General features: G+C 41.1%; 20 protein-coding genes. 5 read left to right on the forward strand and 15 right to left on the reverse strand.

What is annotated here, in order from left to right:
- Positions 1-370 precede the first annotated feature (370 nt).
- The 10 genes from ACFOWA_RS01090 to ACFOWA_RS01135 all read right to left on the reverse strand — a co-directional run bounded on the left by ACFOWA_RS01090 (position 371) and on the right by ACFOWA_RS01135 (position 11,474).
- The gene (locus ACFOWA_RS01090) at positions 371-1,726 is read right to left on the reverse strand and encodes an alkaline phosphatase family protein (protein ID WP_378980978.1); all 1,356 of its coding nucleotides are present in this window, start codon (positions 1,724-1,726) and stop codon (positions 371-373) included.
- Positions 1,727-1,831: 105 nt separating this feature from the next.
- Positions 1,832-3,622 (reverse strand): metallophosphoesterase, encoded by a 1,791-nt coding sequence (locus ACFOWA_RS01095; protein WP_378980980.1) that lies wholly within the window; start codon positions 3,620-3,622, stop codon positions 1,832-1,834.
- A gap of 69 nt (positions 3,623-3,691) precedes the next feature.
- Entirely contained in the window at positions 3,692-5,236 is a 1,545-nt protein-coding gene (locus ACFOWA_RS01100) for a RagB/SusD family nutrient uptake outer membrane protein (RefSeq protein WP_378980982.1), read from the reverse strand.
- A 17-nt stretch (positions 5,237-5,253) separates the two neighbouring features.
- Positions 5,254-7,074, reverse strand: coding sequence for a SusC/RagA family TonB-linked outer membrane protein (locus tag ACFOWA_RS01105; RefSeq protein WP_378980984.1), 1,821 nt, complete (start codon positions 7,072-7,074; stop codon positions 5,254-5,256).
- A complete protein-coding gene (locus ACFOWA_RS01110; protein WP_378980986.1) occupies positions 7,035-8,642 on the reverse strand; it encodes a TonB-dependent receptor plug domain-containing protein in 1,608 nt (535 codons plus the stop codon). Before ACFOWA_RS01110 ends, ACFOWA_RS01105 begins: the two co-directional genes overlap by 40 nt.
- A 199-nt stretch (positions 8,643-8,841) precedes the next feature.
- The gene (locus ACFOWA_RS01115) at positions 8,842-9,555 is read right to left on the reverse strand and encodes a FecR family protein (protein WP_378980988.1); all 714 of its coding nucleotides are present in this window, start codon (positions 9,553-9,555) and stop codon (positions 8,842-8,844) included.
- 96 nt (positions 9,556-9,651) lie between these two features.
- Positions 9,652-9,852: a hypothetical protein gene (locus ACFOWA_RS01120; RefSeq protein ID WP_378980990.1), complete on the reverse strand. Its 201-nt coding sequence runs from the start codon at positions 9,850-9,852 to the stop codon at positions 9,652-9,654.
- Between the two features lie 115 nt (positions 9,853-9,967).
- Positions 9,968-10,099, reverse strand: coding sequence for a hypothetical protein (locus tag ACFOWA_RS01125; protein ID WP_378981208.1), 132 nt, complete (start codon positions 10,097-10,099; stop codon positions 9,968-9,970).
- Positions 10,062-10,556 carry a sigma factor gene (locus ACFOWA_RS01130; protein WP_378980992.1) on the reverse strand — a complete coding sequence of 165 codons (495 nt, stop codon included), beginning with the start codon at positions 10,554-10,556 and terminating at the stop codon, positions 10,062-10,064. The genes ACFOWA_RS01125 and ACFOWA_RS01130 overlap by 38 nt, the downstream gene beginning before the upstream one ends.
- Before the next feature lie 549 nt (positions 10,557-11,105).
- Positions 11,106-11,474 carry a DoxX family protein gene (locus tag ACFOWA_RS01135; RefSeq protein WP_378980994.1) on the reverse strand — a complete coding sequence of 123 codons (369 nt, stop codon included), beginning with the start codon at positions 11,472-11,474 and terminating at the stop codon, positions 11,106-11,108.
- A 108-nt stretch (positions 11,475-11,582) separates the two neighbouring features.
- Between ACFOWA_RS01135 and ACFOWA_RS01140 the strand changes: the two genes are divergently transcribed.
- Positions 11,583-11,945 (forward strand): winged helix-turn-helix transcriptional regulator, encoded by a 363-nt coding sequence (locus ACFOWA_RS01140; protein ID WP_378980996.1) that lies wholly within the window; start codon positions 11,583-11,585, stop codon positions 11,943-11,945.
- 346 nt (positions 11,946-12,291) lie between these two features.
- Positions 12,292-14,157: a M1 family metallopeptidase gene (locus ACFOWA_RS01145; protein ID WP_378980998.1), complete on the forward strand. Its 1,866-nt coding sequence runs from the start codon at positions 12,292-12,294 to the stop codon at positions 14,155-14,157.
- 461 nt (positions 14,158-14,618) lie between these two features.
- On the opposite strand, the gene ACFOWA_RS01150 is transcribed toward ACFOWA_RS01145, so the two are convergent.
- The 5 genes from ACFOWA_RS01150 to ACFOWA_RS01170 all read right to left on the reverse strand — a co-directional run bounded on the left by ACFOWA_RS01150 (position 14,619) and on the right by ACFOWA_RS01170 (position 20,404).
- A complete protein-coding gene (locus ACFOWA_RS01150; protein WP_378981000.1) occupies positions 14,619-14,852 on the reverse strand; it encodes an SDR family NAD(P)-dependent oxidoreductase in 234 nt (77 codons plus the stop codon).
- Positions 14,853-15,078: 226 nt separating this feature from the next.
- Complete coding sequence (locus ACFOWA_RS01155) at positions 15,079-15,645, reverse strand: Crp/Fnr family transcriptional regulator (RefSeq protein ID WP_378981002.1); 567 nt, start codon at positions 15,643-15,645, stop codon at positions 15,079-15,081.
- 219 nt (positions 15,646-15,864) lie between these two features.
- Positions 15,865-17,436 (reverse strand): family 43 glycosylhydrolase, encoded by a 1,572-nt coding sequence (locus tag ACFOWA_RS01160; RefSeq protein ID WP_378981004.1) that lies wholly within the window; start codon positions 17,434-17,436, stop codon positions 15,865-15,867.
- Between the two features lie 866 nt (positions 17,437-18,302).
- Positions 18,303-19,658: a Gfo/Idh/MocA family protein gene (locus tag ACFOWA_RS01165; RefSeq protein ID WP_378981210.1), complete on the reverse strand. Its 1,356-nt coding sequence runs from the start codon at positions 19,656-19,658 to the stop codon at positions 18,303-18,305.
- Positions 19,659-19,666: 8 nt separating this feature from the next.
- Positions 19,667-20,404 carry a 3-keto-disaccharide hydrolase gene (locus ACFOWA_RS01170; RefSeq protein ID WP_378981006.1) on the reverse strand — a complete coding sequence of 246 codons (738 nt, stop codon included), beginning with the start codon at positions 20,402-20,404 and terminating at the stop codon, positions 19,667-19,669.
- 516 nt (positions 20,405-20,920) lie between these two features.
- Here ACFOWA_RS01170 and ACFOWA_RS01175 point away from each other — a divergent pair.
- The 3 genes from ACFOWA_RS01175 (at position 20,921) to ACFOWA_RS01185 (ending at position 25,463) form a co-directional block, all read left to right on the forward strand.
- Positions 20,921-22,651, forward strand: coding sequence for a family 43 glycosylhydrolase (locus ACFOWA_RS01175; RefSeq protein ID WP_378981008.1), 1,731 nt, complete (start codon positions 20,921-20,923; stop codon positions 22,649-22,651).
- Positions 22,652-23,684: 1,033 nt separating this feature from the next.
- Positions 23,685-24,458 (forward strand): SDR family NAD(P)-dependent oxidoreductase, encoded by a 774-nt coding sequence (locus ACFOWA_RS01180; RefSeq protein ID WP_378981010.1) that lies wholly within the window; start codon positions 23,685-23,687, stop codon positions 24,456-24,458.
- A gap of 87 nt (positions 24,459-24,545) precedes the next feature.
- Complete coding sequence (locus ACFOWA_RS01185; protein ID WP_378981012.1) at positions 24,546-25,463, forward strand: helix-turn-helix domain-containing protein; 918 nt, start codon at positions 24,546-24,548, stop codon at positions 25,461-25,463.
- The last annotated feature ends 540 nt before the right edge of the window (positions 25,464-26,003 follow it).

Raw genomic sequence — 26,003 nt, forward strand, 5'->3', positions numbered from 1 at the left:
GGATCATTACGCAAGATTCTTCGTATTTTACATTTCGCCGGATAATACAGTGCGCTAAAACAATATGCCTTTACAATTTCAATGATTGCTTTTATCTGGCATGAATGTCCTTAAGGTCACAATTACGATTAAACAGTTTTAGAGATTGCAGCAAATGCATATGTAACATATATTTGGTACAATGAAATCAAGATAAAAAATGGGAATAAAGTTAAATAGCGAGATCGTTATTGCATAATTATTTAATATCTAAAAATTATTGAGTGCTCAAATTTGATGTTTTCATCTGCGTAATTCGTACCTAATTTGTTCCGCTTCGGGCGAAGTTGAAGCTTATTGGTGACTCAAAAGTTTTCCATGATTCATCTAACTATTTTTTTTCAGTAGCTAAAATACCCGGATAAAGCACGCCTTCGGTATCCAGTTTCAAATTGAGGAGCTTCACAATTAACGGGGCAATATCTTCCTGACCCATTAAATTGATAACGGTCCCGGTTTTGATTCCCTTGCTAAAAGCTACAAAGCCAGTCTGAATTTCTTTAAAGTCGGTTGGAAGGTAGCCATGTGTACCACCACTTGTAGGAGCAAGCAGCTCGCCTGTTGCCGATGCACCGAAGCTAAATCCCTGATTTGCTGCTAATGCTAACAAGGCATTTGGGTCACCTTGTGCTTTGATTAAAGCCGCTTTATCCAATACATGAAACATTTTTTTTATGCCTTCGGGAAGTTTATTTAAACCTTGTTTTATCTTCTCAAAGTTCGTCTTATCTTTTGGATCTCGAAGGTGCAAAAATGCAGAACCACCGCTTTGCTGAAAATAGGCTTTCCACGAGTCTTTTTGTGCTTCATCATATAAGCCCAGTTTTGCCAGCAAAACATTTGGCTTCACCTGAGTGTGAATATCCACAAAACCGTGATCTCCTGTGATAATGAAAGTCGTATTCTTAGCTATGCCGGCAACTTCAGCAGCGTCCATAATAGTTTTTACTGCGACATCTGCTCCAACTACGGCTGAACGAACTTTATCACCATCACGACCCTGCTCATGTTCGAAATGATCTGTTAGAGCGATGTGAACGGCAAGAAAAGCAGGCTTGTATTTTTTAAGGATATAGGCTGCCATCCTTGATTTATCCTGATCACTGGTATAGAAATCCAGCGTCGCACCATGCTCAGCAAACTTACCGATTGCAAAATCCTGCACCTCCTGTACCAGAGATTTGGGATTGGATTCCAGCAACATTGCTTTTATTTCATCTTTTTTTTCTCCTTTGCCTTTAGGCAGGATCACATATTCAGGTAAATTGTAATCGATCGGTGCGCCGACGGTAACCGGCCAGCTTACTCCTGCGGTTTTTAAGCCAGCATCTTTCGCCGCTGTCCAAATTGTCGGAACCTTTATGTCCTTATAATACCAGAACCATTTACCTGAAATGCCAAGGGGTTCGACGGGGGTATTGTAATAGATACCATGTTTTGCAGGCAGTACCCCGCTTACCATTGTGGTATGAGAGGGATAGGTGACCGTAGGGAAACTCCCCCTTACTCCTTCCGCATAGGCACCACGTTGCATGCCCTGGCGAACGTTAATCATGCCCCACGTGGCGTCCATATAAAATTCCGGGCGCAGGCCGTCAATACTAATTAACACCACGTGGTTTTCCTGCGCCGGGGCGAATTCAAATCCAAGCACCAAAAGGGTACATATTGCAATAATTCTTTTCATATTATTTTTTAATAAATCTATAATGTTAAAATATTTTTAAGATCTCTTTAGTATGAACAAAAGGTTAAGCCTGCTTTATTTAATTTGAAATGAGCTGCATTGAAATTATTCACCGTTCTTAATCAAAAATTTTACCCCGGGTTGGTTGAGCAGCTCTGAAAAATCCTTTGAAGGCGCCTGTACCACCGAGCCATTCTGCAGATAGACTTTACCTCCACGAAAAACACCCGGATGGGTCTTTCCGTCTTTATGGTAATTTCTAGGAACAGGCAAATCTCCCGGTTTACCAAAAACAAATGACTTATTAAATCCGATTAGCCACTCACATGTGGAAGGGCGAAATAAGGCCATTTCTGCCTTCCCATCGCCGTTATAATCTCCCGGAACAGGCAAATCACCGGGCGAATGCTTTAACTGCAAGGGAATATTTCCAAGAGCGGTCTGCCACATGGAATTATCTGTCCTGAATATGCCGACATCAAGAATGCCGTCGCCGTCATAATCCGCAGGTACCGGCACCCCACTTTTATGTCCGAACTTCATGCTTTCAAGCCCGTTGAAATACCATGTAAGATTGGACGGGCGATAAACGGCAACCTCTGCAAAACCATCACCGTCCCAATCACCACATACAGGAATGTCGCCTTTCTGCCCCAATTTGACAGGCATACGGCCATCTTGAAAATAAAATCGGCCCTCATCCGGACGAAAACAAGCCATATCGGTTTTACCGTCCCCATTATAATCAGCAGGAACTGCTACATCTCCCAGCTTTCCGAACGGTACATCCTGCATTCCGGAAACTTTCCAGATACCTTCTTTAAAGGATGAGACATTTGTTAACCCGTCATTATCAAAATCCAACACCCTGGCCGCACCGGTATGGTGTTTCCAGGGGAAAGAAAATTTACTGTCTGCATCGGTTTCCTCTTCACCTGTGAAGGGCGAAAAAGTCTGCACACGGATGAGGTCTTTTGATTTGGAAAAAGTAAGCAGACGCATCAATCCATGTCCGCCCTCAGCTCTGCTCTGGTAATCCGAGAGCATTGATGTGATCACGTTTCCTGCATAACCATCCTGGCGATAACCCTCTCCATTATCTCCGACATGGCCTGAAAGGGTTAGAAAAACATTCGGATAACTTTTCAGCCTGTCGAATATCCGCTGGCCCTGTTTGGAAAATTTCGGAAATCCTTTTTCGTTGGTTCCCGGGATTTTGTTAAAGTGCAGGATAGAATGGCTGACCAGAATTGCTTTTCTGTCCGAATACTTTTCAAGTATTGCGGCAGCCCATTTATTAAGCGGCTCGATATCTTCATCATAGGAATCATATTCAAAAAATATTGCAATGAATTTACTGCCTCCGCCTTCGAAGAGATCAAAATGGCTGTCGTTATCTTCACGATAATGTCCGCCGTACCATTTTTTGCCTTCAAAATGCGATATCCCGAAATATTTGTTGTATTGCTTGGTTATCCCCGACAATGGAAACTGGCTTTTGGTTTGATCATGATTACCAACCGCCATGCCATAAGGCATACCTTGCGGATAGTTTGTAAACGGCGTTTCCAAACGGTACATGGCTTGTGAGGCATTTATCCACTGCTCAGGAAACTGTTCGCCGTTATCGGAGATATCGCCCAGATGGATAACGTACCTGATGTTTTCTTTTGCAGCATTTTTCACGATCCAATCGGTCTGTGCAAAAAACATTTCCTTTTTACCGCCATTTTTTTCCGAGGTATAGTACTGGGTATCGGGTATGATAGCGATTGAAAATTCATCTTCCTCCGATGCAGCTTGCTCCGGCGCGGCAGTCCCACTTGTAGTTAATAAGAACAGGGCGGCTAAAAACAGACAGAAGTATTTTTTTATTATTCGGTTTTTGATATTCATGTTATCGGATTTTGGCAAAACCGGACAAAATGAGTCCGGTCTGCAATTTATTTAAATGTCAACCCACCCTTAAAAATAACCGGGATTCTGAATAATCTGTGGATTTAAGCCGACCTCATTCTGAGGAATGGGAAAAAGCAGGTGATGGTTGTCAATCACATACGCATCAGCAGAAAGATATGGCAACTGCTGCCTGATTCTGACCCCAAATGTATTTATGACGGTCAGTGCCGTTCCCGAGCGAAGTAAATCTGTCCATCGGTGGTTTTCAAAAGCAAGTTCTACCCGGCGTTCATGCATAATTTTTGTCCTCATAGCCATGATGTCCGATAAGATAGCGGCGGAAAGCCCTGCTCTGGCTCTGACTTTATTCAGCGGGGCAAGTGCTTCAGCAGACTTGCCTTGTTCGTTTAGTACCTCAGCCCATAGCAGCAAAGCATCCGAGTAGCGGTAAATCGGAAAATTATCACTTGAACCTGTTGGCCCAACAATCGGTGAGTGCAGGTATTTTTTAATAAACGGTATCCCAACCTTACCTGCAGTGGGCACATAGTTCAAAGGGCTTTTCACCGCAGAATAAGTAAAATAACTGCTCGCATCATAATTTCCCTCAGCAATACCAATGGAGGCATCCAGGCGCTTATCATTTACCTCGAAGTCTTTGATTAAATCATCACTAGGAGTATTCCATCCACCAGTACCTGTATTGTCCAAGGTAATGCCGGTAAGCAGTTTTGCATCTCGGCTTCTTGGTAAAAAGTGAAAAGTGAGTACATTTGGCGTGGAGCCGGTTATTGTACCTCCCAGGTACTGAACTTCAAAAAGAGACTCTTTATTATTTTTGCTTACGGGTGAAAAAGCGTCTGCATAATTAGCGTTCAAATCATAACCCATTGCAGGCAGACTTGCCAGCAATATTTCAGCATCAGCCCATTTTTTCTGGGTCGCATAGACTTCGGCAAGCAGCATTGTGGCTGAACCCTTTGTTGCCTCACCGGTTTGCGGAAATTTTGCAGGTGCGGCGAGTTCGCGGATGGCATCTCTGGCGTCTGAAACGATTTGGTTATATACATCGTTCACTGAAGAGCGGGGTTTAAAGGCATCTTCGGCTGTAGTCACCTCGTTGATAAAAAGTGGTACACCACCGTAAAGCCGCACCAACTTAAAATAGTTCAGCGCCCTTAAAAACTTCGCCTGCCCGTCAATATTTGTTTTCGCGTCATTGGAGATATCTGCGTTAAGCAAACGGGAAATAATTATATTGGCTCTCGAAATCCCAGTATAGCTATGTTGCCAGACAGCTGCCGCGTAGGCGTTTGTCGAAGTACTTTTAAAATCTGAAATATCTTCACGTTCTATGTAAGCCGTACCCCGGTTACCAGGAATGGGTTGATAAAGGGTGTTATCTGAATGCATTTCTGATGTAAAATAGTCGTTTAACAATACATCCCGAAGCGGCGCATAAGCTGCAACCAAGGCTGAGCGGAACTGCGGTTCGGTTTTGTAAAAAACAACATCGGTATAAGAGTCTTTCGGACCAAGTTCAATAAAGCTTTTTTTACAGGCACTCATCATGATCAGGAGTGCGGAAAGAAGTATAAATGTCTTTTTCATTTTTTTAATCTGAAGAATTACTTAAAAGTTGCAGAAAGCCCGATTGAAAATGTTCGGGGAATCGGATAGGCATTTTCATCAATTCCGACACCTGCAGTCTGATCCGCTCCGCCGACATTGGTTTCAGGATTCATTCCTGAATAGCCGGTGATGACGAAGGCTTGCTGTACGGACGCAAAAACCCTCATTTTATTAACAAGGACATTTTTGACAGGAATGCTGTAACCTAGAGAAATGTTCTTGGCTGTTAGATATGACCCATCTTCAATCCACTGGCTGTTGACCTGTCTGCCCATTGCCGTTGTTCCAGATTTGGTTCTCGGATAAACGCCCGATCCCGGGTTCTCTTCCGAGCGCCATCTATCAGCCGCGGCAGAAACCAGGTTTCTAGACCCGTCCATATTGGTCTGGTAAGCCCATTTAGCAGGATTAAGAATTTTACCGCCGACTGAAAAAGTCATATCAATATTCAGATCAAAATTTTTGTAGCTGAAGCTGTTTACCATCCCTCCTGTAAAACTTGGGGTCGGGTCACCAATAAATGTACGGTCATTTACATCATCAATAACACCATCTCCGTTGATGTCTTTGACCTTTATAGTACCAATATCAGAATTTCCGTTTGGTTTTGCTGGCGTGCTCAAGTATTTTGGAGAGTTTGCCAGATCAGCCGCATCTTTGTAAAGCCCGTCAAAGATAAAACCGTAGAATTCACCGAGGTGGTGACCTACCTGCTGACGGTAGTAATCGGAGCTTACCGTAACATTGCGCCTGATATATCCCGGATCAACCAGATTTGTAATAAGGTTACGGTCAAAAGAAATATTAAGATTGGTATTCCATTTCAAGTCCCCGGTAAGGTTTTTTGTATTCACAGAGAATTCGTGGCCCCACATTTTAAGTCCGCCAACATTGAAAATGATTTGGTTGAAACCCGATGAGGTGGGAATGGTACGTTGCTGAATCAGCCCGTCAGTTATTTTATGGTAGTAATCATAAGTAAAACTTATCCTGTTATCAAACAAACCCAGCTCAAGTCCGACATCAAACTGTTTGTTCCGCTCCCAGCGTAAATTCGCATTAGGCAGACGGTTGATGGTTTGTCCCTGGGTAATGGTATTGTTGAAATTATAGTAATAGGTGCCGATGGTCGCCTGTGAATCATAGTTCCCCGCAAAAAAGTTATTACCTGTAATCCCGTAACTTGCCCTGATTTTTAGAAAATCGATGGTCTTTACGTTTTTCATAAAATCTTCTTCACTAACGACCCACCCACCGGACACCGAAGGAAAACTTCCCCAATGCTTATTTGCACCGAATTTGGAAGAACCATCCCTTCTGAAAGAAGCGGCAAGAAGGTAGCGGTTTTTGAAGCTGTAGTTTAACCGGGCAATGCTTGATAATAAAGCATAGGAGCCCGCCCCGCTGTTTCCCGTGACGCTTGTAGCAGCGCTTAAGTATGGGATATCGTCACTTGCAAAACCAAGTCCGGTAAGGGAGTTACTGTAGGTATTGAACTCCTGCGCAGAGTATCCCACTAGAGCATCAATTTTATGATCTTCGGCAAAAGTTTTATTATAAACTAAATTTGCCTCTGCTGTCCAGGAGCCGTTGTCTATTGCAGAGCTGGTTCCCGTGGTCTGTCCGAGGGTTCCGGTAACCTGTCCCGACTGAAAGTACTTTCTGGTTTCATTGCCTTTATCAAAACCAAGATTTGTTTTCAGGCTCAACCCATTAAGGATTTCATAGTTTAGATAACCGTTCCCCAGAATTCTAGTGGTATAGTAATCATCATTGGTCAGGTTATAAGTCGCAAGCGGGTTGATGTAGGCAACCATACCCGGTGAGGATAATTCCTGTTATAGCTTCCATCGGCACTATAAGGGCTGGCCAAAGGGCTGGCTTCGAAAAAGCGCTCGAAATAACCACCGACACCGTCCGTAGCCAGCCTGTTGTTGTGATCAATGCGGTAGCTTGGCGCAAGGTTAAATCCTGCTTTAAGCTTATTGTTTGCCGATGAGAAATCTTGATTAAAGCGAAGTGAGAAAAGCTTAGTTCCTGTATTGATAATCACACCTTGTTGCTCCTGATAACCTGCAATTACTGTCGATGAAGAATGCTCTTTTGCCGTCTGAATGCTGAGGTCATAACTCTGGATTTTAGCACTCCGGGTCAACAGTTTAAACCAATTCGTACCCTCTCCGTATTGCTCTGGATTATCATAAGCGGCTTTGTAATCTGCCGCAATAACATAACCCGGCTCATACTTAAGTCCGTCCTCACCCCGCTCCTTCATGAATGTAGCAAATTCACGGGCGGTCATCATATCGGGTATTTTTCCTGTCGGAATCTTCTGGATACCAAAGTAGCTTGAAAATTCGATTTTCGAATCCCCGGGTTTGGCATGTTTAGTGGTAATTAATATTACCCCGTTAGCAGCTCTTGAACCATAAAGAGACGTAGCTGAAGCATCCTTCAAAAAGCTAAAACTTTCAATTTCTGCTGGGTTGATATTATTGATACTTCCGGTTACCGGCATGCCATCAACCACAAAGAGCGGCTGGTTGCTGGAATAAAACGATGCCGCCCCACGGATAATGAAACCCATCCCTCTTCCGGGCTGGCCGCTGGTTTGGGAAATCTGAACACCGGCTACCTTGCCTTGAAGTTGCTGGGCAAATTGCCCAACAGGCATATCCTGAAGCGGAGCTGCCTGAATTGTGGCAATTGAACCGGTAATGTCTCTTATCTGCTGCTTGCCATAACTCACTACCACTTCAGTAAGCTGATTATCAGAAAGTTTCATCGAAGCGTCAAGTGCCCTGGTTTTGTCTTGGATGATACTTACATTTTTCAACTGACGGGTCTGATAAGAAATATAGCTGATTTCTATTGTATAATTACCAGGCTTCAATATTATTGAGTAATTTCCGTTTGGATCACTCTGAGTGCTTTGACCTGTTTCAATAACCTTAACGTTAGCACCCGGAAGGGGACCGCCGTTTTCATCAAATATCCTACCTACTAATCTGCCCGGCTGCTGTGGTACAGGTTTTTCTTCTATAATAACATAACCTTCAAAGATGCGGTAGCGCAAGCGGGTAGAAATCAGAATTTTTTCTAAAGCGGTCTTCACCGTTACATCGGAAACTCTGTAATTTACTTTAAATTTCTCTGCAGCGATAAGCTGATCCGGCAGCACAAAGAGAATTCCGCTTGCCGACTGCACTTTCAGCAGGCTCTCCCTTAACGAGCTTTCTCTAAGGTCTAAGGTAATAGCTTTACCTAAATCCTGGCTCCTGACAGTACCTGCCAGGATTACGCCGATAAAGGTAAATTGAGCGATTAAGAGCATACATGAACACCTCATCATAAACTTAATTGTAGGATTTAATCCTTTTTGCATAAATTTGTCTGTTAATTTTTGTCCGGAGTATCCCGGAGATTAATTGATTAGGGATGGTGCAAAAGCCCTTCCTTAGATTATTAGTCACCGCTTTGTCGTCGAAAAGCATGCGGGGACTCATTCTTATTTTAGCTTCCCGATCCTTTGGATTCGGGAGGCTTTAGGTACCTGCTGTTATTGTCTTACCATACTTTTTCTATTAATAAATAAATATTTCTTTGTTTTTTATTGAATAACGGAAATGCGCCGCTGAGGCTAAAAGGTCAAAAACTTTGTCTGCTGACCGGTTCGCATCGAGGATAAGGCTAAGCCGCTGCGATGATTTTGCTTTATGTTTAAAAGTCACCCTGAGATCATACCATCTTCCGAGTATCCCGGTGATATCTTCAAGGGAATAATTATTAAAATTCAGCTTTGCATCCTTCCAGCCAAGCACATCCTCAGTCGATATTTTGCTTTTGGTGACCTCTGCGTCCGAAACACACAAGCGGTCTCCAGGTAACAGTACCGCCAATGCTTTGACACGGCCGGGCGTTTTTCTTGATACGCGAACTTTGCCTGTTGATACCTGTACGGAAAAGGGAGAACCGGTAAAGGCTTCTATTTTAAAAGAAGTGCCCAGCACACGGGTTTGTATCTCACCTGCGTGAACTATAAATGGCTTATTGGGATTTTTCTTTACCTCAAAAAAAGCCTCACCCGATAACGATATCTCACGCAATTCTCGAGCAAAGGATTCCGGAAATCGCAGACGACTGCCTGCACCCAGGTAAACAATAGTACTATCCGGCAGCATAATTTTTGATCGCTGACCTCTTGGATTGACCTTGGTGATCCACTTTATTTTGGCTGGGCTGAAAACTTGAGAATTCGATAACCTATATCCTGTGAAGGCAAGGAAAAACCCAGCCAAAAAGATTGCTGCAATTTCCAGCCTTCTTTGTTTTGAGAGAAATTTTAGGCCTTTTTTTTCCGTCGTGTCTGGGATATGATCTTTCAGTCTTTTTTTTCATTTTTTTAGCTTTGCATTGGGCGAAATTTGCTGGCTGAATATAGCCCAATCTCTGAGGCTATTATCTTCCAGTACCCTGTCCAGCAGCTCTTTCGAAGAATCAGTTTGCAAAAATAGCAGGACTGCTTCCACCTCTCGTGCATCACATTCACCTTCAAAATAACGTTCCAATAACTCCTGATTGACCTCTATTGACATTATATAAAAGCACAGCTTTATGCGCTCAGTTATATAGGGACAAAAAATCGACTGAAGGGCTATCTGAAATTAACGATTTCTTCTAAAGACCTGACTAACAACAAGATAAATTTAACTAATTAAGAAACTGTGAGAGGAGAAGGCAAAGCAGAAAGGATGAACCGTTCATACGATTTCTGAAATGGGCAAGAGCAGACTTAATGTGATTCTTAACCGTGTTTACAGATATACCAAGCCTGGCGGCGATTTGAGCATGCGTTAAGTTTTCTTTCCCGGCTTAATTCAAATGCAATTTTACGCTGGGGGGAAAGCAGGGCGATGCTTTGGTGATAATGATTTTTTAGTTCCTGATGAAGGAGGGCTTGGTCCGCGGCCGGGGAACTGAAACGAAGGTCATTTTCGAGAATATCGGTTTCCATAAACTTTGCTGCGGATTTACGAATTTGTTTAATTGTGGCGTGCTTAACAGATCGAAAAAGATAAAATCTTAGCTCCCCCTCAATCTTTAGGTTTAGCCGATTGTTCCATATCCACAACATCACATCCATCATCGCCTCCTCTGCCTGAAAATCATCTTTAAGGTATTTCTTTGCATAAGCGAATAGCCCTGAAGAATAACGATCGAACAAGGTATTAAAAGCCTGCACACTATTTTTCGAGCACTCGTCCAAAAGTTCCTGATCTGTTCCCGAGGTGTATTCCATGTAAGGCGGCTATGTGAATGATGCCGGCAAAATTAAAGACAGAATCGTTAGTGGAAGTTAAGGAAACATTAAGCGTTTATTAATAAATACAATTAAGTAGTTAAGCTTCGAAACGGTATATACCATGAAATGATAGGCAGAGAGACTAAACTTAATCGCAAAGCTTAAAGGCTGCTAGTGTCTTTCCGGTAAGTTGTACAAAGCCATCTATAGGAATGTTAAAATAAAAATTGCTGATCATGAACTTTTGCAGATCGTACTTGAAAGGTTCTGAAAGTCGAACAAGAAGTTTCGGAGCCCGGGCATTGCAGGTATAGCATTTGTTTTAGTTCCACATTTACTGCTTATCAAGAGAAGCAATCTGTATGCCATACTTTCAAGACTTATACCTTTTGCTATAGGTTGGGCAATTAATGACCTTAAAAGAAAACCTCAAAATATCTATACCGAAGGTCAACTCTATTCTTTAATAAATTTTCAACTGCCTTAAAACCAAGCTGACCTATTGCTCCTGTAAATGAAATCATAACTTTATTTTTTAAATCGTTATTAATCTCTATTTGTTTTTTGAAGTTTTGCCCCACACACGAACGACACAATCAAGATTGCCAGAAAAATTACTCCTGTTATTACTTTACCAAGGGGATCTGAGACTGCCGCATGTGATAAGGAAGCTGAGAAAAACATAATAGCGAAACCAATGTATGCAGTGTCCCTCAACAAGCGGACAGGCAGCCAGATCAGCACCGCTCCGATAATTTTTGCAATTCCCAATTCAATCCTGAAATAATCGGGGAAACCTAAGTGTGCCATTGATATTTTGACTTCAGGTTTGGTAAGTGTTTCAAATGCAATAAATAGCATCATTGCTGAAATAATTCCAGTTGTAGCGTAATAGGTAATTTTTATTTTGTTCATTTCTTTATTATTTTATGTCACAAAGCTATGTATATTTACTAACCGAATTATAGTAGTATACCAAAGGTTAGTAGTAACCTTTGGGTTAGTTTTAGCTAGATAGAAACTATGACAGCAAGTAAATTAGAATACACACAAGTGCAATGTACAAACCGTATATCAGCAACTGAGGATGCCATTTATGTGCTTGGAGGTAGGTGGACCATTCGGGTGATGATAGGGATTTTAGGGGGCAATAAAAGATTTAATGATCTGCAGCGAACTGTAAAAGGAATTTCTGCAAAAATGCTATCGGTAGAATTAAAGAAATTAGAAATAAATCAACTTGCGGAAAGAAAAGTATCGGCCGATCAGATTCCTGTTATAGTAGAGTACCTACCCACTGAATATAGTGAATCTTTAAAGGACATAATCACCGTCCTGGCGCATTGGGGCACAAATCATAAAAAGAAAATTACAACGGATAATTAAAAAAATATAACCGTTTTACCCACACGGGTAGATTGTTAGCTGCGTTGATTGAACTTTATGAAGGTATCCGTCCGCTACCATGTATCTTTCTTTTAGCTGTAAGTTATTTACACCAATTTCAGCAGCTAGAAAAATGTCTCCATAAACGAAATTTTAAATCCACTCGGGAATTCCATCATAATAATGAATTTACATGTGCAAAGTATTCTCCGGCCAGCATTATCAACATGGCAGACATAAACTTTGGTAATAAGGTGCTCATGTGGATATCCTTTGATTTAAAAAATTTATATCTATATATTTAACCATCCTAGAGCTTTACACTCATAAGGCCATCACAATAAGCATGCTTAAAAAAATATCCATCTCAGCATTTTTGCTTTTACTTGTTTATTCAACCCTTCGGTCCCAGCAATTACCGATCGCTACCAATATTAAAAAGGCTTACAACAATGCCACCCGTGACAATAGTGGCGCTCCCGGCAAATACTATTGGCAAAATAAAGCAGACTATACGATCAAAGTAAATTTCGACCCACAATCGCTCGGTTTAAAAGCCACTGTAAGCATTGATTATATAAATAATAGCCCCGATACGCTGAAGTATATTCTGTTTAAATTATATCCCAATTTATTCCAGAAAAATTCGCCAAAGGCTATTGCTATTGCGGCAGAAGATCAAACCGATGGAGTGAAGATAGAAAGCATTAGCCGCGACGGACAGTCGCCCGATTCGACCAAGTTTACTATCCGTGGCACCAATATGTTCGTCCGTGGTAAAACGCTATCACCCGGTGCCAAAGCGCACTTTGATATCGCTTATTCTTATTCATTAAACAAAGGCTCATTCATCCGAACCGGGCAGGTAGATAAGGGAGCATTTTTCCTTTCTTACTTCTTCCCACGCGTTGCCGTTTATGACGATATTGATGGCTGGAACATGTACCCCTACACCGGGCAGGTAGAATTCTATAACGATTATGGTGACTTTGATGTCCATATTACCATCCCTAGCAACTACCAGGTTTGGGCAACAGGCGACTTGGTAAATCAGCATGAGATTTACCAGCCAAAATTTGCGGCGCTTATTGATCAGGCAGAAATCAGTGACAGCGTCATCAATATCATTACCCCTGATGACATTAAAGCAGGCAACATTACCCGAAATTCTAAACAAAATACCTGGAAGTTCGAGGCACATAACGTTACCGATTTTGCCTTTGGTATCAGCAACCACTATGTGTGGAAGTCGACGAGTATAATAGTTGACCCGGCGACCAAAAGGCGTACCCGTGTAGATGCCGTTTACAATCCCGACCATAAAACCTACGAACCCATCATTGGCTACGCCCGTAAAACGGTGGAAGCCATTAGCTACAAATTTCCGCAGGTCCCCTACCCATATTCTCACGAAACTATTTTTGATGGGCCGGACGAAATGGAATTCCCGATGATGGTGGATAATAATCCTTTCGAGCATTCAAAAGATGCCATTCAGCTCACGGTGCATGAGATCTTCCACACTATCTTTCCGTTTTATGTGGGCGTAAACGAAACCAAATACGCCTTCATGGATGAGGGCTGGGCTACTATGGCCGAGTTTTACATGCATCCCATGGTTGATAGCACAGTTGCGGTAGATTATGACATGACCGACATTAACAACAACTCTGGCATCGAGGCTGATGTGCCAGTAATGACCCTAACCCCACAACTTGCCGGTGCTGCCCGATTTATGGATAAAAACCAAAAGCCTGCTTTGGCCTATTTATATGTTAAAGAGATGTTGGGTGATGAGCTATTTCTCAAAACCATGCATTATTACATTAATAACTGGAAAGGCAAGCATCCCACACCGTATGATTTTTTTAACAGCATCAATACAGGCTCGGGAGTAAACCTCAATTGGTTTTGGAAAAACTGGTTTTTTAATAAAGGAGTGCCAGACCTGGCTATCGGCACGGTTACTCATGCCGCCAAAAATTATACGGTTGTCATCAATAATTTGGGTACCGAGGCAGTACCTGTTCACCTTACCGTATTTTATATTGATGGCAGTACCCTAACCTTAAGCAAAACAATAGCCTGCTGGGCCACAGGGGCGAAATCAGTGGCACTGAAGTTTTCTGCTAAGAAGCCGGTTAAACATATGGCCTTAGGCACCGTCTATGACGCCGATATTGACAAAAGTAATAATACCTGGAAACCCTAACCCGCTGTTTAAAAACGATACAATAAATTCTCTTGTTGTAGTTCGAAGCCTTAAGTATGACAGGGAGAAAACCTGATATATAAATACATATTTAGGAATACAAAGATACTACTACAGAAAACTATTTAATTTTTTTTATAATTCGGGTATCATTCCCGGGATTAATATACAATATCGGTTGCCCGGAGATCTGAAATTCATTATTACTTTTTTTCTAAAATAATATATCCCATACCGGCATATTCTTAATTAATAATATTTTTATTTTTTCCCGGCTGCAAAACCCTTACTTTCAAATTTTTGTAAATTTAGGGTTCTCGCTATTGCTTAGGTAGACCAAAACAATATTATTTAAATCTGCAATCGTTATTTCAAAACTTGTAGTTAAACCGTTTTTATTCAATGGCTTAAACGAATATTGTCCTTTCGAGTTTACATCTTGCTTTACCTCAACTTTTTCACTAGTAATTCATAAAACCCTGTGCAACACTAGCAACGCCAAACACATTGGCATCAAATGTCTCCAGAAACTTATCCATTCCGGCTTCAAGCGTATGGTAGGGTATTCCTCCTCTGACGCCTTCGTTATTGATCAGAACATCCAATACTTCTGTCTTTCTGCCAATTTCTTCGCGGGCCGTTTTTACTGAATCTTCATCTATTACCTCCAGCTGAACAGCTGCTACGTGGATCACTCCTTCTTTTTAAATTTGTCAGCCGCACTGTTTCCTTTTTTTAAATCACGGCCTGCTAGGTATACGTAAAATCCCTTTTGTAATAATTGTCTTGCTGTTCGAGACCTATGCCTTTGTTGGCTCCTTCAATTAGTGCTGAACGCATGGTATTATTTTTGATTTTGATATGATGACACAAAATTACACCGTAGAAAGTTAAATCATTTACCAAATGGTAACAAGAGGATCAGCTGATATTTTTTCTTATCCTGCTCAGTGATTGTTGGGTAACGCCTAAATAGGAAGCGATATATGCTAATGGAATCTGATTAACAAGCCTAGGGTAATTTTCCATAAATTCCAGATAGCGGCTAGTGGCATCCTGAGAAATAACGGGGCCTTTCCTGGATTTCTGGAACATGCATAGCTGAACCATCTTGTTTTTAATATTGTCCCAACCAGCAATAGTGAGGGAAAGCTCGTCCCAGTTTTGTTTCGAAAATACAAGGAGTTTACAATTAGTACAAGCTTGTATATATTCCATAGAGGAAGTGTTCGCCTCCAAATTGACATAATCAGCCACCAGGCTATTTTCACGGATAAAGCAACGCGTGATCTGTTCCCCTTTATTATCGTAGTAAAAGCCCCGGATAATCCCCTCCACAATAAAGCCAACCTGCTGCGGAACTTTTCCTGCCTGCGAAAAGTATTCGTCCTTTTGGATTTCTATCGCCTCGGCCTTTCGTCCAATAAGTTCTATTTGTTGATTGTTCAGTTTGCCAAACTGCAAAATGAATTCGGTCAGCTCTTTCATCACCGCAAGTTAGGTAAATCGAAAAAAGTATCCCACCGTTTTTTGGTAAAATGGTTTATGACTAACCTTCTTAAATGTCAAACAGGTTTGTTTTGATAAATGATACAATTAATCTTAGTGTATTAAATTAAAAAATATTGCTTAAACAAACTGTTCTCCCTTTGACGATTTATCTCATTATAATTGAGGGTTTAGCACTTATAAATAACTGCAATCCAATTATTCTCCTACAGGCATCGGGATATTCAGCCCTGTTGCAACGGCAGTTCCAAAATTTGGCGAGCCATCCGCATTCCAGGTCAGCTTTTGCATGCGTGGTGTCCTAGATCCATTGGAGGTATTAGCGATGCTACGGGCGTGGTACACAAACCAGTTTTCGCTGTGCAGCAATCCATTGGGATCGGTATAACTGCTGGTAAAAAAACCATTATGACCGGGACCATAAACCCCTGTGACATCGCTTTTAACAAACACCTGCTTTTTATTTATCCAATCACCAGCTACCATCGGGTTGCCACCATCTTTTAACTGTATTTGAGCTAAACAATAATTATCGCTGCTGTAGCGGCTGGCGGAATAGATAACAAATAGGGGACTGTTGGCATCTTTTCTGAGCATAACCGGTCCTTCGTTAACTCCCGCCCCCAAAGACCCGCTCGGTTCATATTTTTCCCAATTGTTGGTGGGCGATGATATTCTCACTCTGTCGCTACTTATTGTCCAAGGGTCAGACATTTGAGCAATGTAGATATATTGTTTGTATTTGGTGGATACATTTTCCCATCCTGACCAGACAAAATAATTTAGCGTACCGACGGTCAATACTGACCCGTCAATAGCCCATTGGTCGCTGGGATCGGTGATTTTGCCTTTAAACGTCCATGTACCTGTGGTAGGGTCGGCATTTGGATTTTCAAGCACAAACATGCGGTGGGTAACATCGCCCCCGTCATTTGCAGCAAAGTAGAGATACCACTTACCAGAAAGGAAATGTAATTCTGGCGCCCAGATATTGGAAGAATAAGCTACACCTGCAGGCGGCGTCCACACCACCCGTTCAACTGCTGTAGAGAGCAGAGACATCGATCTTGTTTTTCTCAACCCGATATTGTTGCCACGGGTGTACATAAAATAATAATAGCCATCTTTTTGGGCTACAAAGGGATCGGCCCTGCTCGCATTGATAAGTGGATTCTGAAAATTGGTATCATGAAAATTAAACATCCCTTGCGTACCTGTCAGCGCAGTTTTCTGCCTGATTTTGGCGCCAGGGGTGCTGCTTTCGGGATCAAGAGCCATTTTCATTCCGGTAGCCTTGTTGGTCAGCGTATACACATTATTGCTACCCGTATAATCTATAGCCCATTGTTGCGCATCGCTTCCATCATCAGAACCCTGTTGCAAGATATCGCCCGATGTAGTTGATGGAGATCTGAGGCATTTATTGCTTGTAATATTGATCAGTTTGTAATACGTGGCATCGGTCTTTACCAGCTTCCATTTTTGGCCGTTGTTGGGAAACCAGGACCACTGCTGTATAGCCGCATTTTCTGCCGTTGAATTGCCTGTAACTTCAACAGCAGGCCCATTGGGTAAAGATGAAATCCCGCGGATCCGGTATATTGCCCCATCGATCAGAGTGCCCAAGGGAGGAGCCGCAGCAATTACATTTGTCGCTGCCGAATTTACAATTTTATTTACCTCGCTACTTTCGGTAGATGGTGCTTTCTTACAGGAACCTGTTAAGACTGCCAAAGCAGTTACCAGATAAATCAATAATTTGTTTCTCATATAAAAAATACTAATACTGCAATGGCGTGGTTAGGCCGATAGAAAAATTTGCAGCAGGTTTATTAATTTGGTTAACTTCATATCAAAGTAAAGGAATGATGCCCGTAAAATTCGTTCATCTTTTTGTCGATATGTCTCAAATGACATTTCAGAAAACAATCAAACACTTAGTAGTCAAATATTAAGCAAACAAATAATAGAGCGCAATCATGCATTGCCGAAACATGGATTATACAATAATCTGATTTATATATATTTGATATTACTTGAGCATGCGTTCTACGTTAAAATTCTTGCCACTGAGTCCGTTTTTTACATCTTCTACCTGCGAAGGGTAATCCCATTGTTTCAGGCAGTAACAGGCTGATGATGCGCTGGCGCATAATTTGGTTAAAATAGTTGTACAGGACCGGAAAGAAATGATCTGCGCAGAAAATAGGGGCAGATTGAACCGCTTCAAGGGCTATGCCATCAAAACATTTAAAGACAAAAAAAGCAGGTTTGGAAATATCGGAAATAACATCACTATCGGCCCGGCTTAAGACAAAAAGGGTATGTTATGAATCGGTGGTATTTTAAAACATTACCCATTAAAGAAGTATTTATCCTAATCGTGCCCAACCTTAAAAAATACATCAATTCTATCCTCCTAAATCATTGTGCAGAACGAGTTTTATTTTTTTTGAAATCGAAAAATGGTCGGTTACAACGCACAGAGCCTGTGTAATAAAAATTTCTTAAGGTATTTTAAAGTATCGCCGAAAGAATATATGATTGTCTCAGCTAGACTGCAAAAAATGAAGAAATCTCAATAAGACCAGAAATGACCGGTATTAATCCGGTCATCTCCGTTCAATTAAAAAATATTAATATTTGAAAACTTTTCCTTCTACCATTACTTCTTGCCGGGTGGCATCAAAGGTTGCCTTTCCCCCGGTGTGGACTGCAGCATTTGTCATAATGTTCGCAATAGAGTGCTGATAACCTGCTTCCACTGGAGCATTAGGTTCTTTTCTACTGCGGATACATTCCATCCAATTGCGCATGTGGTTGGAACTTAACACATCCGCGCCCGTATTGGCCGATGCCACCACGGCCGATGGGGCTGAAAGTTTAATCTCGGGCAACAGGTTGGGTTTCATTTTCATGGCCGCCGCTGCCCTTTCAGTTAATCCGCCGCGCGAGGATATCGTATTGGTAATCAGATTCAGCTCCCCGCCGTTCGAATAATAAATCTCCGCCGGTTTTTCATCACCATTGTGCATCCTGGAGGTAAAAACAACCTGAAAACCTTTTGTAAGGTCATCAAATGGCCCATAATCAAAAACAGCTGTCGTGGTGTCCCAGTTGCGGCGACCATCTTTCCATTGATAAATTCCTCCATTGGCGGTTACGCTTCTTGGGTGTGATAAACCGGTAAACCAATGTACCGTATCTATCTGGTGGCTCATCCACTGCCCTGGCATGCCCGAAGAGTAAGGCCAGAATAGACGATATTCTAGGTATATCCTCGGATCAAATGCTTCATAAGGCCTGTTCAACAAAAACCGTTTCCAATCAGTATCATCTTCTTTCAATTTGGCTACCAGGTCAGGACGGCGCCACCTGCCTGGCTGGTTTACGTTCCAGCTTAACTCTACCATAGTGATATCCCCAAAACTGCCTTCTTTAATAAAATCGGAAGCGGCTTTATAATTCTGTCCACTCCGCCGCTGTGAGCCAATCTGCAGAATCTGTTTGGAGGACCTTACCGCTTTTAAAGCAGCACGGGCATCTTCCATGGTTTCGGCAAAAGGTTTTTCGCAATACACATCCTTTTTATTTTTAACCGCTTCGATAGCATGGGATGCATGTGCAAAATCGGGTGTACTGATGATTACCGCATCAAGATCTTTCAATGCATAAAGCTCATCATTGTTTTTACAGGAGATGATGCCATGGCCAATTTTGTTTTTAATGTGTTCTGAACCTAAATCACGGCGGTAATTCCATAGGTCGGAAAGGGCCACAATATCAAAATTGAGTTCTTTATTATGGTTCAAAAAGCACGGAAGGAGTGTATCCTTGAAACGGTCAGAAAATCCTACTACACCAACCCTGACCCTGTCATTTGCACCTACGATATTCGCATAACTTTTTGCCGACATTCCTAATGTACCTAAATAGGTGCCCCCTGCGGCAATTGCCGCTTTTTTTATAAAGGCTCTTCTCGATTCTTCCATCATCCCTATTACTTAAGTGTTTTTATTTTAACGTTCCGGTAGGAGACACTGTTACCGTGATCCTGTATCAGGATATGTCCTTTTTTAGCCAAGCCAAAGTTCTTCCATGTTTTGTATTTACTTCCAGCCACTAATTTGCTGAATTCATCTGACCCTCGCTCATATTCTATTACCTTTACGCCGTTTAGCCAGTGCTCTACCTTGTTGTTCGGATATACGCGAACCTCACCACTATTCCATTCGCCGATTGGTCTGATTGCTGAAGCAGGCTTGTTTGATGGAATAAGATCGTATAAAGAGGCAAGTTTGCGGTTACCGTTCTTACCTAGTTTCGCATCCGGATGTTTTTCATCATCCAATACCTGAAATTCGAGGCCAATGCCTGAAAGGTTGGTTTTTTCTTCTTCGGTTACAAAGTATTTTATGCCGCTGTTTGCTCCTGGAGTTAGTTTGAAATCGAATTTCAAGATAAATGCCGAAAATTCATCACGGCTTACAATATCGCCACCAGAACCCTGCTCCTGCCCATTTGATGCCAGTATCGTTAAAATACCATCTTTCATTTCCCAGCCTTTGGCCGGAAACTGTTCTTTAAATATGGCACGCCAACCTGTTGCATCCCTGCCGTTCCATAGCAGTTTAAAGCCCTCTTTTTTCTCGCTTTTGCTTAGTGTATTTTGAGCATAAGTCAGGTTCACGGCAAAAATACCTAATAAAAGCATGTAAAATAACCTGTAGTTTTTCATCGAATTTAATTTATAGTAATTGTTTATGTATTATTTTAAGAATTCATTTGGGGATTAAAATTGTAATACTCAGGATCAGAAAAATCTGGTTTCATAAATATATCCGTGCTGGTCGTCTTAGCATACTCCGTTTTACGCATTTAACAAGTTTATAATTGGTCCTCATGCCAAAGTAAGCCAATGCAACCTGTAAAATATGTTCAATTTATTGTTGATTTGTCTCATTTTAACTAATCAAAAAGTGAAAGAGAAGAGAAACATCCAGTTAAAATAAGGGTTTACAAACAAATAAACTGAACCATAGACAAAGGACAAAATTCTATAAATCAATAATTTACAAAATCTAAAACCACTAAAACAAATACTCAACAAAGTAATAGGTTACCCCGCGGTGCCCATTAATCTTACATGCGTTGGGAATAGCGGTTAAACTGCAGCCGCCCTTCTTTCCTATATAATTGTTTATTTTCGAACAAATAATGAAATACCAGAAATACAATCTATATTTTCAAATACATGATCAATTTTCGATTATCTACATTGGCTAATAAATCTTTCAATGGCGTTCAGCTAAATCAAAATCAGAAAGATTCAATTGTAGAAAAGACCTGGAAGATAATTAGACAATCTTTAGCCGATTGTTTGGCTATTTTGCTAATAAGCTTAAACCTTATTTCCTGCGGACTAAAAAAAACACAATCTTTAAATTCGGTTGATGAAACCTCAGCCTCCTTACTGGTCAACCCTGCGCTACCAGGTGATAATCCGGATCCTTCTATTATCAGGGTCGGGAAAGTGTATTACGCCAGCTCTACTACAAATGAGTGGGCGCCTTATTTTACCATCTATAGATCAACCGACCTTAAAAACTGGAAACTGATCAATCACGTTTTCCCGAATGGATTTAAGGATATGAAGGATCAATGGGGAGAAAATAACTTTTGGGCATCTGAACTAGTTTACGATCAAAAACAGCACCGGATTTATGCTTATTATACCGCGCACAACAGAGCAACAAAAGGTAACCCAGGTTTACAGTGTGGCACGGCCTGGATTGATTCAGATAAAATTGAAGGCGGTAAATTTACCGACAACGGCCCAGTAATTACTGAAGATGAATGTGGCGCCATAGATGCTTTTGAATTACAGCAAAATGGTAAAAATTATGCTTTCTGGAAGAATGACGGTAATGGTTGTGGCAAAGAAAGCTGGATCTGGAAACAGGAAATAAACGATAGCCGAACAAAACTGCTCGGGCAAAAAAGCAAAGTATTTACCAATAGCCAACCCTGGGAAACTGGACTTGTTGAAGGCGCCTGTTTTTTTACTTTGGGAGAATATGTTTACAGCCTGTACTCGGTTGGTGGCTGCTGCGATGCAAAATGCAATTACAAAACAGGAATTGCCAGAACAAAAGACCTAAACAGCGGGGTATGGGAAAAGTATGGCAACAACCCGGTTATGGAAAGCAATGATAGATGGAACTGCCCCGGCCACGGCACGGTTGTAAAAACTGCCGATGAAAGAATGTTTATGCTCTATCACGCTTTTAACAAAAGCTACGATGTCTTTGTGGGACGGGAAGGCATCATAGAAGAATTGACTGTTGGGTCTGATGGCTGGCCTGTATTGCATAATGCAACTCTCCCTAACCGCTCAAAAGCCGACCTTAACTTTGCCGACAATTTTAAAATCGATCAAAAACTTGATCTTGCCTGGCAATGGCCATCCAAATCACAAAAACCATCGACATCTTTTGATAAAGGCTTGAAATTGGCAGCATCTAATGAAAATCATGCGCTCGGCACCTTTTTGGGTCAATACATTAAAACTGTAAATTTTAGCATAAGTGCCGAAGTAGAACCCGGTGCGGCAAAAACAGGCATTTGCCTTGGGGGAGCGATTTTTAAAAGTAAGTGGCCTGGCGAGCTTGGTGGAATAGGCATCACCGCCTCAAAAGATGGCTTTGTTGTTTTTGACAATTTTGAAGGCACATATACGGTTCGTAAAGTGTCCAAAGAAAATTTAAATGGAAGTCTGCAATTGAAAATGCTGATTAGTGATAATGGGAAGCAGATAGAATTTTTCTATAAAGAACGGGGAGCAGAATGGCTTAGTTTTTATCGTACAGATTTTTTAGCGGCCAGGTATGTGCCTTGGGGAATGGGATACAGGGCCGGCATTGTGGTCAAGGGAGAAACTTCAGAAACAGGGACTTTTGGCAGCTTCAAGCTAATAAATAACTGACCATAACTTTGAACTTTGAAAGCCTAACTGTTTTCCTGGCACATAATATTCTAATGACTGGTGTGTGAAAAGCCATTAGAAAAGATCCATGAGCTGCTCTGTTATCAGCATTTAGATCGTGCTGAAAGGTTAAGGTAATTTTTATTATGTACATTAGTCTTTGCCAAACTACAATGGTTTAATCTTCACCCTTGTAAGGCGGATAAATGTTGGTGAAAACATGCTTTAATAAATTTCCAGATTCATGATCTCAGCGTGGTATAGTAAGACTATATTATCTCCACCTGGAACTGTTACTACCTATATTATCACTCGTGATTCCAATTTTTTTCCATGGCAGGCTGATATGCAATAGAGAAATTAATTAATTTCCAGTCATTTCAAACCCGCTATCCTTAGAGTTTTTAGCGGAATAAAAATGTCTTTCAGTACTAGATATATCAATAACATCATGCCGTTAATTCTAGTTATTTGAAGTGCTTCTGATTTGACAAAACAAACCTCCCGATCAATTTTTAACCCCAGAATGCCCGTGCTGGATTATCAAAACCTTATCATCAAAACCTAAAAGTGACTTTGGTAAATGAAATGGGGTTTTGATGAGTATAAGACATCAACTAGATTCTTATGCGGCAATGTTGTTTTTTTGGGATTCGACCGGGTAGATTATCATTATAAGCGGGAATAATGAAAATATACATGATGCTGGCTAAAGAGATAGCTTTAGTTGTTCCTCAAAGTAAGCCATCTCAACCAAATGTAGTACTCGCTTCTCTTTTCTTTAGAAGTTGGTCAATCATAAGAACACCAATGACCAACCATATCATCAGCCATAGAATAAAAGTTCTTAATTCCATCTGACACTATCGCCTGAATAAGCAGCATAAATTTTACTTAAATGGACTGATTTGCCGGAGGCTTACACGAGCATTATCGCTTTTATTTATTTAGGTTACGAATATCCTTGATTCGGTTATTATAGAAAGAAAATGATTCCTGAGTTTTGATTAGTTCAATAATTAATTATAAGTTCATGGAAAATCAAAGTGTTTTAACAAACAAAAATCAACTTGTTGCTCTTGTAACCGGCGGCAACAAGGGTGTAGGCTTTCAGATCGCAAAGGCGCTCGCTGATAATGGATATATCGTATATGTGGGATCGCGTAACCTGAGCAACGGGGAAAAGGCTGCACTTGAAATTGGGATCAATGCACATGCCATTAAGCTTGATGTAACTCAGCAGTCAACGATTAGTGCAGTGGCAGAATTTATCGAAAAGCATCATGGTCGTCTGGACTTGCTGGTAAACAATGCAGCTATATCTCATGCAGGAAAGCCTGGCCGAACATTGGAGGAAACTACTGAGGCTGGCCGTGCCAGCACAGCCTCTCTGGAAGAAGTACGCATGGTTTGGGAGACAAACGTTTTTGGTGTAATAGGCGTTACTCAGGCGATGCTGCCTGTGTTAAGAAAATCATCGGCAGCGCGAATTGTCAATATCTCCAGTGGTCTTGCCTCCCTCTCTTGGATAGCAGATCCGTCTTGCTGGTCGAGAGATTATTTTGATGTTATTTATGCAGCATCAAAATCAGCCCTGAATGCAGTAACTATGGCATTTGCATTGGAACTGGAAAAAGAAGGCATAAAGGTCAATGCGGTAAGTCCCGGTTTTACAGCGACAGCACTGAACAACTTCCAGGGTACCGATACCCCTGAAGAAGGTGCCCGTGAACCGATCCGGGTAGCGCTTGAAACGGATGGGCCGACAATGAAGTTTACAGGTCCGGACGGGCCTTTAATTTGGTAATCACAGAATACAAATTGAGCATGCAGCACTCAATTTATTTAAGACCGGGGCTGAAACAGTCTCCGGTTATAATTCTTATCTTGTAAAATGAAAAGTAAAATGCCGAAAGTCATTAAGCTAGAATCCATTTCGGAAATACACCGTTTGCTAGGTTTATCAAGCCCTATGCATCCATTGATTAGCTTAATCGATGCTACAAAATCCAAAATCGATATGAGCCGGCTTCCAGAAAGCTACTTCCTAATTTTTTATAAAATTTCGTTTATTACCAAACTGCATGGAAAGTTCAAATATGGTCAAGCTTATTACGACTTTGATGAGGGCAGTCTGTTATTTACTGCACCGAACCAAATTATAGGCGGTACAGAAAAGTATGAGGACAATGAAGGATATTCGCTAATTATTCATCCGGATTTCCTGCAAGGTTATCCTTTGCTGAGGAAGATCAAAACCTACAGTTTCTTCTCTTATGATATAAATGAAGCACTGCATCTATCGGAGAAAGAAAAAACAACTATGTTTTCTATCTTTAACATCATAGGCGAAGAACTAAACAGCAGGATTGACAACTTCAGCCATGAGTTGGTCATCTCCCAAATCGAATTGCTGCTAAATTATGCCAAGCGCTTTTATAAGCGGCAGTTCTTGACACGGCAGGCGATTCAGGGTAAGCTGCTTACACAAATAGAGAATTTGTTAGATGATTATTTTCAAGAAGAAAATCCTATAAGACAGGGTATACCAACTGTACAATATCTTTCAGATCAATTGCATTATACGCCCAACTATTTGAGTGATATGCTCCGTTCGCTGACGGGATTGAACGCACAACAGCATATCCATCAAAAACTGATCGATAAATCAAAGGAGCTACTATCTAGTACTAACATGACCATCAGCGAAGTGGCTTACAAGTTGGGCTTCGAACATCCGCAATCCTTTAGCAGGTTGTTCAAAATGAAAACTGAAATTTCACCCCTGCAATTCCGATCTGCTTTTAATTGACTCCATTAGTGCCAATTTCCAAAACTAAATATCGAACACTGGCAAATAATGATAATACCAGTACTCTTCTATTAAATAACCTAGAAGCTGTGAAAGTGCCTGTGTTAGAAATGGAAGCATTACTTTGTTTGGAAAAATGATTTATTCGTTTCAATTAAATAATAGGGTTGACACCTGGAGTAAATATTTAAAACGAATAATTAAAAATTGGTAAACCGGGGTCATTCTATTTTGGTTTATCCAGTTGGCGCCTGATAATGAGATAATAAAAAAACAGGATATACATTACCGATTTTATGAGTTATGCGTAGTAAAAATGCTACTAAGGCAATTCTGCAAATTCATCATTTTCTAAAACTTACCGCTCAGAGTGGATTCTATTTTTATCCCAATTTGCATATCTTTAGATGAATTGATGAATACCTACAAAAGACCGCAAGACCCCAATTTTAGTGATGCATGATAACTATAGGGGATAACGTATTGCCTTGAAATAGCTATTTGTGACTTGGATGTTTACGCTGTAATTGTCCACAAGGA

The organism is Pedobacter lithocola, assembly GCF_042650845.1.
GTDB classification, from domain to species: Bacteria; Bacteroidota; Bacteroidia; order Sphingobacteriales; family Sphingobacteriaceae; genus Pedobacter; species Pedobacter lithocola.

Excerpts from the sequence above, each read along its gene's own strand:
- ACFOWA_RS01090 (WP_378980978.1), bottom strand. The coding sequence starts at position 1,726 with ATGAAAAGAATTATTGCAATATGTACCCTTTTGGTGCTTGGATTTGAA.
- ACFOWA_RS01095 (WP_378980980.1), bottom strand. The coding sequence starts at position 3,622 with ATGAATATCAAAAACCGAATAATAAAAAAATACTTCTGTCTGTTTTTA.
- ACFOWA_RS01100 (WP_378980982.1), bottom strand. The coding sequence starts at position 5,236 with ATGAAAAAGACATTTATACTTCTTTCCGCACTCCTGATCATGATGAGT.
- ACFOWA_RS01105 (WP_378980984.1), bottom strand. The coding sequence starts at position 7,074 with ATGGTTGCCTACATCAACCCGCTTGCGACTTATAACCTGACCAATGAT.
- ACFOWA_RS01110 (WP_378980986.1), bottom strand. The coding sequence starts at position 8,642 with ATGCAAAAAGGATTAAATCCTACAATTAAGTTTATGATGAGGTGTTCA.
- ACFOWA_RS01120 (WP_378980990.1), bottom strand. The coding sequence starts at position 9,852 with ATGTCAATAGAGGTCAATCAGGAGTTATTGGAACGTTATTTTGAAGGT.
- ACFOWA_RS01130 (WP_378980992.1), bottom strand. The coding sequence starts at position 10,556 with ATGGAATACACCTCGGGAACAGATCAGGAACTTTTGGACGAGTGCTCG.
- ACFOWA_RS01135 (WP_378980994.1), bottom strand. The coding sequence starts at position 11,474 with ATGAACAAAATAAAAATTACCTATTACGCTACAACTGGAATTATTTCA.
- ACFOWA_RS01140 (WP_378980996.1), top strand. The coding sequence starts at position 11,583 with ATGACAGCAAGTAAATTAGAATACACACAAGTGCAATGTACAAACCGT.
- ACFOWA_RS01145 (WP_378980998.1), top strand. The coding sequence starts at position 12,292 with ATGCTTAAAAAAATATCCATCTCAGCATTTTTGCTTTTACTTGTTTAT.
- ACFOWA_RS01155 (WP_378981002.1), bottom strand. The coding sequence starts at position 15,645 with ATGAAAGAGCTGACCGAATTCATTTTGCAGTTTGGCAAACTGAACAAT.
- ACFOWA_RS01160 (WP_378981004.1), bottom strand. The coding sequence starts at position 17,436 with ATGAGAAACAAATTATTGATTTATCTGGTAACTGCTTTGGCAGTCTTA.
- ACFOWA_RS01165 (WP_378981210.1), bottom strand. The coding sequence starts at position 19,658 with ATGGAAGAATCGAGAAGAGCCTTTATAAAAAAAGCGGCAATTGCCGCA.
- ACFOWA_RS01170 (WP_378981006.1), bottom strand. The coding sequence starts at position 20,404 with ATGAAAAACTACAGGTTATTTTACATGCTTTTATTAGGTATTTTTGCC.
- ACFOWA_RS01175 (WP_378981008.1), top strand. The coding sequence starts at position 20,921 with ATGATCAATTTTCGATTATCTACATTGGCTAATAAATCTTTCAATGGC.
- ACFOWA_RS01180 (WP_378981010.1), top strand. The coding sequence starts at position 23,685 with ATGGAAAATCAAAGTGTTTTAACAAACAAAAATCAACTTGTTGCTCTT.
- ACFOWA_RS01185 (WP_378981012.1), top strand. The coding sequence starts at position 24,546 with ATGAAAAGTAAAATGCCGAAAGTCATTAAGCTAGAATCCATTTCGGAA.